The sequence below is a fragment of the Pseudomonas protegens genome, from assembly GCF_003732485.1.
In the GTDB taxonomy this organism is placed as follows: domain Bacteria; phylum Pseudomonadota; class Gammaproteobacteria; order Pseudomonadales; family Pseudomonadaceae; genus Aquipseudomonas; species Aquipseudomonas protegens_B.
The window spans coordinates 1-371 of sequence record NZ_MOAK01000065.1; the positions used below are offsets into that span (position 1 = coordinate 1).

The following is a 371-nucleotide window of genomic DNA, read 5'->3' on the forward strand; positions in this document are numbered from 1 at the left end:
ATCATCGCCGGCGGCCAGGAAAACATGAGCCTGTCCAACTACGTGCTGCCCGGCGCCCGCACCGGCCTGCGCATGGGCCACAGCCAGATGATCGACTCCATGATCAGCGACGGCCTGTGGGATGCCTTCAACGACTACCACATGGGCATCACCGCCGAGAACCTGGTGGACAAGTACGGCATCAGCCGTGAAGCCCAGGACGCCTTTGCCGCCGCTTCCCAACAGAAAGCCGCAGCGGCCATCGAGGCCGGGCGCTTTGTCGACGAGATCACCCCGATCCAGATACCCCAGCGCAAGGGCGAGCCGCTGACCTTCGCCACCGACGAGCAGCCACGCCCCGGCACCACCGCCGAAGCCCTGGCCAAGCTCAA

The 371-nt window shown here is 65.8% G+C and carries 1 protein-coding gene; it reads left to right on the forward strand.

All coding sequences use genetic code 11. The annotated features are described in order from the left end of the window. Positions 1-371, forward strand: a 371-nt coding sequence (locus BLX41_RS17090) for a thiolase family protein (RefSeq protein ID WP_473241680.1), incomplete at both ends; no start/stop codon positions are given.